The following is a 2277-nucleotide window of genomic DNA, read 5'->3' as shown; positions in this document are numbered from 1 at the left end:
GATTAGGCGGTGCGGGACGTCTCCCGGGACGCTGATACGGCGTGGATGCATCATGGGGGTATGCCTGAATTGCCCGAGGTCGAAGCGCTGCGCTGGTTTCTCGACGACCACCTGGTGGGGAAGACCGTCGAGCGGGTGTATCCGCTGGCGGTGAGCGCCCTGAAGACGTACCGCCCGGGGGTCGCGGACCTGGAGGGGCGGGCCTTCGACGCGGTGGCGCGGCATGGGAAGTTCCTGGACCTGGCGGCCGGTGACCTGCATCTGGTGATGCACCTGGCGCGGGCGGGCTGGGTGCGGTGGAACGACAAGCTGCCCGACACGCCGCCCCGGCCCGGCAAGGGACCGCTGGCGCTGCGGGTGCGGCTGACGCAGCCGGCCGGTACCGGCTTCGACGTGACGGAGGCCGGTACGCAGAAGCGGCTGGCGGTCTACGTGGTGCACGATCCGGCGGAGGTGCCGGGTGTGGCGCGGCTGGGGCCCGACCCGCTGTCGGCGGACTTCACCCCCGAGGTGTTCGCGGGGCTGCTGGCGGGCGAGCGGCGGCAGATCAAGGGGGTGCTGCGCGACCAGAGCGTGCTCGCGGGGATCGGCAACGCCTACTCCGACGAGATCCTGCACGCCGCCAAGATGTCGCCGTACAAGCTGGCGGCGAAGCTGTCGGGGCAGGAGGCGTCGCTGCTGTACGACATGATCGGGAGCACGCTGCGGGACGCGGTGGAACGCTCCCGGGGGTTGCCGCTGCGCGATCTGAAGGCCGAGAAGAAGAGCGGGTTGCGGGTGCACGGGCGCAAGGGCGAGCCGTGCCCGGTGTGCGGGGACACCATCCGCGAGGTGTCGTTCAGCGACTCGGCGCTCAACTACTGCCCCACCTGCCAGACCGGCGGGAAGCCGCTCGCGGACCGGCGTATGTCGCGACTGCTGAAGTAGGCCGGGGGCGGTTACCCGACTTGGACCGGCCGGTCTTGGGCTCCTTCCGTGCGGACCTGGCCGGGCGCCCGCCGTACCGGGGGTGCTGGTAGGCCGGGCGGGGTGCTGGTGCCGGGTGGCGGGCCGGGCGCCGGCGTTGGGTGCGTGGACCGTATGGTCTTCCACCGATGAGGCGGGGCGGTGACGTGCCCGCGGGCAGGCGAGCGGCTGGAGGCCGGCGTGATGGGTGACGTGGACGCGGCGCCGATACGGTTCGGCATCGTCGGCAGCGGTTGGCGGTCGGAGTTCTTCGTACGGCTCGCCCGGGCGCTGCCCGAGCGGCTGGCGGTGGCCGGAGTGGTGACGCGCTCGGCGGAACGGGCCGAGCAGGTGCGTATGGAGTGGGGCGTGCCCGCCTACCGTACGGTCGGCGAACTGCTCGCGGCCGAACCGGAGTTCGTGATCCCTTCGGTGCCCTGGGATGTGACCCCGGGGGTGGTGCGGGAACTGGTGGAGCTGGGGGTGCCGGTGCTGGCCGAGACGCCACCGGCGCCGGACGCGGCGGGGCTGCGGGAACTGTGGCGCGCGGTGGGCGGCGCCCGCCGCACCGCCACGGGCGGGGCTACGGCTTCTTCCGCGGACGGCGGCGCACTGGTGCAGGTGGCCGAGCAGTACGTGCTCATGCCCGGGCACGCGGCCCGGATCGCACTGGTCCGCGACGGCGTGATCGGCACGCCCACCTCGGTCCAGCTCTCCTCGACGCACATGTACCACGCGATGTCCCTGATCCGACACACCCTCGAAGTCGGCTTCGGCCCGGCGACGGTGACCGCGCGCGCCTTCACCGCACCGCTGGCCGACCCGCTCTCCCCCAACGGCTGGTCGGACGACCTGACGCCCCGGGACACGACGACCACGCTCGCCCTGCTCGACTTCGGCGCCGGCCGCACCGGCCTGTACGACTTCACCGACAACCAGTGGTGGAACCCGCTGCGCGCCCGCCGGGTCGTCGTCCGCGGCTCGCTCGGCGAGATCGTGGACGACGGTGTGGTGCGGATGGCCGACCCGCGTACCCCGGTGGAGTCCACGCTGATCCGCCGCCGCACCGGCACCGACCTCAACCTGGAGGGCGCCGAGGTGCACCACATCTCCTTCGACGGCCGCGTGGTGTGGCGCAACGACTACGTGGGCGCGAGCCTGTCCGAGGACGACCTCGCGGTGGTGGACCTGCTGTGCCGGACCGGCGACTGGGTGCGCGGCGAGGGCCCCGAGCCCTATCCGCTGGCCGAGGGCTGCCAGGACCACTTGCTCGCCCTGGCCGTCGAGGAGTCCGCGCGCACGGGGGCGCCGGTGACCACGGCGGAGGAGGCG

The 2277-nt window shown here is 73.0% G+C and carries 2 protein-coding genes; both read left to right on the top strand.

Going from position 1 to position 2277, the window contains the following annotated elements:
• Nucleotides 1–60: 60 nt before the first annotated feature.
• Nucleotides 61–927: an Fpg/Nei family DNA glycosylase gene (locus AC13HU_RS35940; RefSeq protein WP_483046192.1), complete on the top strand. Its 867-nt coding sequence runs from the start codon at nt 61–63 to the stop codon at nt 925–927.
• Between the two features lie 180 nt (nt 928–1107).
• Nucleotides 1108–2277 (top strand): Gfo/Idh/MocA family protein (locus AC13HU_RS35935; RefSeq protein ID WP_483046191.1); only part of this gene is annotated, 1170 nt, incomplete at its 3' end.

Source organism: Streptomyces sp. NH27, from assembly GCF_056859195.1.
This window is presented reverse-complemented; position numbering and strand designations above follow the sequence as displayed.